General features: G+C 71.3%; 7 protein-coding genes. 1 reads left to right on the top strand and 6 read right to left on the bottom strand.

All coding sequences use genetic code 11. The annotated features are described in order from the left end of the window. Positions 1-355 precede the first annotated feature (355 nt). A complete protein-coding gene (locus tag KME75_RS39285; protein WP_219420056.1) occupies positions 356-1,027 on the top strand; it encodes a class I SAM-dependent DNA methyltransferase in 672 nt (223 codons plus the stop codon). Between the two features lie 141 nt (positions 1,028-1,168). On the opposite strand, the gene KME75_RS39280 is transcribed toward KME75_RS39285, so the two are convergent. From KME75_RS39280 to KME75_RS39255, 6 genes are all read right to left on the bottom strand, one after another. Further along, a complete protein-coding gene (locus tag KME75_RS39280) occupies positions 1,169-1,444 on the bottom strand; it encodes a hypothetical protein (protein ID WP_219420054.1) in 276 nt (91 codons plus the stop codon). A 136-nt stretch (positions 1,445-1,580) separates the two neighbouring features. Continuing rightward, complete coding sequence (locus KME75_RS39275; RefSeq protein ID WP_219420053.1) at positions 1,581-2,984, bottom strand: helix-turn-helix domain-containing protein; 1,404 nt, start codon at positions 2,982-2,984, stop codon at positions 1,581-1,583. A gap of 522 nt (positions 2,985-3,506) precedes the next feature. Further along, the gene (locus KME75_RS39270; protein ID WP_219420051.1) at positions 3,507-4,265 is read right to left on the bottom strand and encodes a hypothetical protein; all 759 of its coding nucleotides are present in this window, start codon (positions 4,263-4,265) and stop codon (positions 3,507-3,509) included. A 266-nt stretch (positions 4,266-4,531) separates the two neighbouring features. After that, positions 4,532-5,473: a hypothetical protein gene (locus KME75_RS39265; RefSeq protein ID WP_219420050.1), complete on the bottom strand. Its 942-nt coding sequence runs from the start codon at positions 5,471-5,473 to the stop codon at positions 4,532-4,534. A gap of 68 nt (positions 5,474-5,541) precedes the next feature. Beyond that, positions 5,542-5,835, bottom strand: coding sequence for a helix-turn-helix domain-containing protein (locus KME75_RS39260; RefSeq protein ID WP_219420048.1), 294 nt, complete (start codon positions 5,833-5,835; stop codon positions 5,542-5,544). A 145-nt stretch (positions 5,836-5,980) separates the two neighbouring features. Then, positions 5,981-6,162 (bottom strand): transposase family protein (locus KME75_RS39255; protein WP_219420046.1); only part of this gene is annotated, 182 nt, incomplete at its 5' end.

The raw sequence follows: 6,162 nt of genomic DNA, 5'->3' as shown, positions 1-6,162 counted from the left end.
GGGTTCCACCACACCACCACCCAGCGCCAGACCATCCACGCCGGCGGCATCTGGAACCGCTACGCCGCACCCGCCCCGGGAGCGAAGCCGAGAACACGCGGCAGATGAATACGCGATCCTCCCAGTTCAGTTGGACTCCCGGGCGGGTTCAGCGACACTGAACGTTCCTCCGCGGGAACCCACGGGTGATCGGCAGCTCAGGATCGAGACCGTGTGCAGTTCCGAGCAACTTCGGTCCGGATCCGGCCTTGGTGTCCGATCGCAGTGAAGCTGAGCCACTGTCAGCAGGCCTGAGCCATATGAACTATCCCGATGCGGGCCGGGTAGCTCGCGGCCAGCCTCGTAGGCTGCGCCCGTGATCGAGTCGGCGTATCTCAGCGAAACCCGTAGCGGCTACGACGCGGTCGCGGGACCGTACGCGGAGACGTTCCGCTCCGCGCTCGACGACAGCCCGCTCGACCGCGCCCTGCTCGCCGGATTCGCCGAGCTCGTTGCCAACCGACACCCGGACGGCCAGCTCATAGAGGTCGGCAGCGGACCTGGCCACGTGGCCGCGTACCTGCGTGATCTGGGGATGTCGATCCGCGGGATTGACCTCTCCTCTGCGATGGTCGACCTCGCCCGACGAGAGCACCCCGAGATCACCTTTGACGTCGGCGAGATGGGCGCGCTCGACGCGTCCGACTCGAGCCTGGCCGGCCTCGTCGCCTGGTACTCGATCATCCACGTTCCCCCGGCACATCTGCCCGCGGTGTTCACCGAGTTCCACCGCGTGCTCAAGGACGGGGGCCACCTGCTGCTGGCCTTCCAGATCGGCGACGACGTCCTGCACTTCGACGAGGCCTTCGGCCACCAGGTCTCGCTGGACTTCCGCCGACTCCAACCCGACACCGTCACGGCCCTTCTCGACGACGCCGGGTTCGAGCTCACCGCCCAACTCGTCCGAGCCCCCGGCCCGGCCAGCGCCGCGGCGAGCATCCCGCAGGCATTCCTTATCGCCTGTAAGCGCCCGCCCGCCACCGGCTGAGCTGTGCCCACGCCAGCGCCGAGCTTCCCCCTGTCGTTCGACCGTCGGTCCACAGGTTGGCGGTGTTCCTCAAAGTGTCTGAGCCACCGCAGGTCGGTGGCAGGGCCGTGGCCCAGGTGCGCTGGGACAGGACAGCGGGCGTCAGTTGCCGGGGCGGCGCGGTGTGGACCTCTCGAGCGGCGTCGCGGTGGCCTCGATGGGGCGCTCCAGCAGGCTCCGGGCGATGTCGGCGTAGGCGATCGCGGTGGCGGGGCTGAGGTTGAACACCGCGACCAGGTGGAGCGGGTCCGCCCGGACGGCGAGCGCTTCCTGCAGGACGCGATCGCCGCGGATGTGCTCGAGCTGGACACCGTTGAGCAGTAGGTGCCAGCTCAGGTAGTAGTCGCTGACCGGCTCGATGCCGGTGGCGGTGATCATCGAAACCAGGACGTGCCGGTTCGGCGTGTGCGGCGAGGTGCGTCGGCGATGCTGCAGCCAGCCGACCAGCGTGTGGTGCACGAACTCCGACAGCGGTTGGGCGTGCCCGTCGAGCCGGATGCGTCGACCGGCGAGGTCAACGTCGTCGAGGGTGAGCTCGCGGGATCGTCTTCGCGCGGGCGGCGTGCACCGCGGCCAAGGCGACGACCAGCCGCTGGGCCGGGGTCACCGCGACGCGCTGGACGGCGGCGATCTGCGCCTCGGTCATCGGCAGCAACGCCCGCGCGGGCGCTCGACCGACGTGCAGCCGGCGGGTCGGGTCGGCGAAGATCAGCCGTCGGCGCTTGGCGAACCGAAACAGCGAGCGCAGCGCGGTGAACGTGCCCGCGCGCAGGTGCCCGCTCAGCTGGTCCAGCACCCCGCGAACGTCGTCCTCGGTGATCTCGCGCAGCTGGCCGCGCGTCGCCGACCACGCGAACAGGTGCGGTTGGACCCGCCCGAAGTAGGCATACAGCGTCGACTGCGCCCTCGGCCGAGCGCGCATCTCGCCCTCGAGCAGCGTCAGCAACCACGCCCGTACCTCGGCGCGGAAGCCCACCGGGAGCGCATCGCTCTTGTGGTCGATCCATGCCTGGACGGTGGGCACGGTGTCGTCGACGAGCAGGCCGAGCTCGTCGAGGATCTGCGCCATGCGCGCAACCCGCGGGCCTCTCGACACGCCGGTCGCGGCGTGCAGCTGGCTCAGCCGGACCGGCTGACCGTCCGGTAGATCGTCGAGCACGCCGCGCAGGCCGGCCACAACGCCGTCGAGCGATCTCGTGCTCCACCCGACGGTCTCAGCGCTCTCGAACGCCCGTGCCAGCACCGCGCGTTGCGTCGACGAGACGGTCGAGTCCCGGGCCAGATCATCGAGTCGGTGCTTGGCGACGTGGCGCCGGGCGACTGGTGGCCGGCAGGTGTGGCAGTGCAATCGGCGCCGTCCGCGGCGTCGGCCCGGGCTGCGATCCACGGAGCCCTCGCAGGTCCGGCAGGGCGCGTTGTCACCGCGCTCGGGATCGGCGTTCCGAGCGCGGGGTGGGCGACACCGGTGGCAGTGCAGCCGTGGCCACGCGCCACGCGGCCCGGCGCTGCGATCGACGGGGCCAGCGCAGGTTCGGCACGGTGCAGCGCCCGCTCGAGCGCTCACGCCGCTCGTCACCGCGGTGGCAGCGAGCGGCCAGACCTCGGCTTCGGGCGTCACCGCCCGAACCGCACCGGCCCCGCCGCCGTGCTGCCCGACGGCGGCGCTGGTCTCCTCCGTGCCCGGGCCGGGTGCGGGCGTCTTCTCCGGTTCGGCGGTGATCAGGTCGCTGATCTCGCAGCCGAGCACCGCGCAGAACGCATCCAGCTCCTCTGGGCGTAGCACGTTGGGCTGTCCCGACCACAAGCCCGACATCTTCCCGGTGCTCATCTCGACACCGCGTTCGGCGAGCATCCGGCGCAGCTCGCTGGCCTTCCAGATGCCGCGGTTGGCCGCCGCCAGGCGCAGGTTCCACTTCATCGGATCAGTCCTTCCCACCGCTGCGCGGCGCGCTGCTGGCCACGCAGCACGGCGTCCTCCACGTGGGTCGCGTGGATAACGGTGACGTCAGGTATTCGAACTCTCGGAATGCCTGGCCGACGGCGCGGTCATTGGCTGATCTGGGCGGCGTAGCTGGCCCAGTCCCCGCCGGAGAGGCGTTGCCAGGTGACGGCGACGTCGGTGTGGATGCCCAGGGTGCGGGCGAGGATCGCGGCGGGGATCTCGGCGGCGAGCTGGAACAGCGCGGTGCTGCGGGTCTGGTTGGGGTCGGATCCCGAGGTTGGCGAGTCGCTGGGTCAGTCGCGCGGTGCTGATCGGCCGTCCGGGCTGGCCGCCGGGGGAACAGCCAGGGCGAGGGCGCCAGGGCTCCGATGGTGGCGTGGCCCTTGCGGTTGGCGACGACGGCGCGGGCCAGGGTGGCGACCGGCTCGGGCAGCTGGACGGCCACCGGGCCCAGCTGCAGACGAACGTCGTGGGCGTCGATGTGGATCTGCTCGACGGTCATCCGGCTGATCGCGGTGGCGCGCCTTGGGCGTAGAGCAGGACCAACAGGCCCGCGAGCCGGTCCTCGGCGCCCAGGTCCTCGTCGTGCAGCAGCTGGCGCGCGGTGTCCCAGCGGTGCTGGTCATTCAGGAGCTGCGCGGGGCCGCCCCAGCGGACGGAGGCGAGGTGACCGGCGGTGAGCTTGTTGGCGCGTGCCCAGCGGATGAATTTGCCGGTCTCGAAGCGGTAGACACCCGAGTCGTCGCCGCGCCATCGGTCGAGATCGGCTTGGGTGCAGCCGCCCAGGGTGAGGTTGTGCGCCTCGAGCCAGTCCAGGAACGCGGCGGCGGCGCGGGCGTGGCTGCGGATGCGCAGCGCCTGTTGCCGGGAGGTGGGCCGAGCGTGGTTGCGGCCGCGTAGCCGCCGGAGCAGGTGCCAGATGGTGTAGCGGTGCAAGATCTTGCGGCGGTCCGAGTCCGGCTGGGCGGCGAGGAAGCCGGCCAGGAACTGCTCGAGGCGAACGAGTTCCTCGTCGCGCTCGGGCAGGGCACCGACGGCGACGAGGGTTTGGCGCAGATGGGCCAGGGCCTGGCCCTCGCCCAGCTCGTCGAACGCGGCGTGGGTCAGCGGCATGCGCGCCGCGGCGAGGTCGGCCAACACCGGGGCGATCGCGGGCTTGGTCAGCCAGCGCATCGCGGTGATGTGGTGCTCGGCGGCGGCGATGTTCTCGCGCAGGGTTCGCAGCCCGGGCGGCAGGCAGCCGGAGTCGGGGCCCATCAGCTCCTCCAGCCGGCGGTTGATTAGGCAGCGGCCGCACTGGCCCGGGTGGGGGTAGTCGGGGTCGCTGCAGGTGGGGCAGGTCAGCCAGGCCGCGGGCGTCGTGCAGTCAGCGCAGAGCGGGTCGGTCAGAGTGCCGGAGACGATCGCTGCGTGGCGGCCGCAGGCCGAGCACGCGGCGGACCGATGCTGGCAGGCCGGGCACCAGGGTCGGCCGGTGGCGCGGGAGATGCCGCACGGTGTCGTCGCGCCGCAGATCGAGCAGGTCAGGATCGGGAGCGTGGGGCAAGCCGAGCACAGCGGCCCGTGCGCCGTTCGACCGGACGGCGGCGCCCGCAACCCAGGCAGGTCTGCTGGTTCGCCGGGTCGGTGATGAAGCAGTTCGCGCAGACCGGCCGACCGTGGCCGTCACGGGTGACCGGTTCGCGACGTGCGGAGCAGCGGACGCACTCCTCGATGCGGGAGTGCGCGATGCAGGTCCGGCAGACCCGCGCCCCGTCCAGCGGCTTGTCGATCCGCACGACCCGCCGACAGCGGGGGCAGGCCGGCCGGACGATCCCGGCGACCCCGGCGGCGGCCAGCAGCTCGATCAGTCGCGGGATGGCGCGCAGCGGCGCGAGGTGACCCTCTCCGGTCAGCAAACCGGGTTGGGCCTTCAGCGCCCAGGCCACTCGCCGCTGATAGGACGGCCGTGGCGCGCAGCGGCGCACGGCCGCGGCCACGGTCTGCGCATCGACGTGCGGGTCGAGCTCGGCGATCACCTGGTGGATCACTGCGATCGGGTCGCGGCCGTCGAGGTCGGGACAGTTGGCGTAGCGGGGTCGCCCCGAGCGGTCGCGCGAGGAGACGGGTCTGGTGTTGCCGCACCCGGCGCACGCGTCGGTGCGCCGATCGCAGACCGTGCAGTACCAGCGCTGGCCGCGGCGCTGGAGGCTGCCCAGCTGTTTGCCGCACTCCGCGCAGCACGGCGGACCGATCGCCGTGGCGCCGGCGCGACGCAGGGCCAGCAGAAGCTCGCCAACCACCCGAGGCGCCGGGGACCGGCCGTCGACCAGCACCCCGGCTCGGTGCGCCAGGGCCGACGCCAGCCGCCGGGCCTTCGCCCGGCCTCCGGCGACGGCGGTCACGACCCCACGAACCTGCTCTGGCGCCAGCGCGGGCTCGACCGCCGCGACCAGCACCACGACCAGCCCGATCGGGTCGGACACCGCCCGATCCGGGGGTGCCGGCGCGGTCACGACCGTCGGACGTCGTGGATGCGGGCCCGCTTGGGACGTTAGATCCCCGAGACCAGCCTCGGCAACACCGCCTTCTTCGTCCTGCCGGCCGTCCCACCGGCGGCGACCGGTTCGATCAGCTCGCTCATCGAGCAGTCCAGGATGTCCAGTAGCGCCATCAGGATCTTCAGACTCAGCCGCTCGGGACGCTCGACGACCAACCGATAGACCTGGCTGGAGGACAACCGGATGCCCCGCCGTGCCAGCGGCTCGATCAGATCGGTGGTGGCGAACATCCCCCGCTCGGCCATGACCGTGCGCAGGTGCCAGCGATAGTCGAGTTTGGCCGCCATCAGCACTCCTTGTCGTCGAGGGGGGCGGGCGGATCGAACGCGGGCGAGAGGGCTTTCCGCAGCATCGTGTTCATGAAATCGTCGCTGACGTGCGTATAAATAGCGGTGGAGCTGTCGCATTCGTGGAAGACCTGGACCTGGGGCCTTATTCATAAGCCGCGAAGAAGAATAGCCCGACAATGGCTTTGACTGCGCTCGGATACTTGCTGATCGGTGCGCGGTATCGGCCGCCTTCTTCGCTGAGCATCCGCCACGTCTTGAGATGAGCGATGGCATGTTCCACGGCGGCCCGCATTTTGCTGAGGGCGGTGTTGAACTCGATCTGGC

This window comes from Pseudonocardia nigra, assembly GCF_019396355.1.
Taxonomy (GTDB): Bacteria; Actinomycetota; Actinomycetes; order Mycobacteriales; family Pseudonocardiaceae; genus Pseudonocardia; species Pseudonocardia nigra.
Note: the sequence above shows the minus strand (reverse complement) of the source record. Positions and strands in the feature narration are given on the sequence as shown.

Bases quoted from the DNA above. Each gene is read 5' to 3' on its own strand.
- KME75_RS39280 (WP_219420054.1), bottom strand. From the start codon at position 1,444: ATGATCACCGCCACCGGCATCGAGCCGGTCAGCGACTACTACCTGAGC.
- KME75_RS39260 (WP_219420048.1), bottom strand. From the start codon at position 5,835: ATGGCGGCCAAACTCGACTATCGCTGGCACCTGCGCACGGTCATGGCC.
- KME75_RS39270 (WP_219420051.1), bottom strand. From the start codon at position 4,265: ATGGGCCCCGACTCCGGCTGCCTGCCGCCCGGGCTGCGAACCCTGCGC.
- KME75_RS39275 (WP_219420053.1), bottom strand. From the start codon at position 2,984: ATGAAGTGGAACCTGCGCCTGGCGGCGGCCAACCGCGGCATCTGGAAG.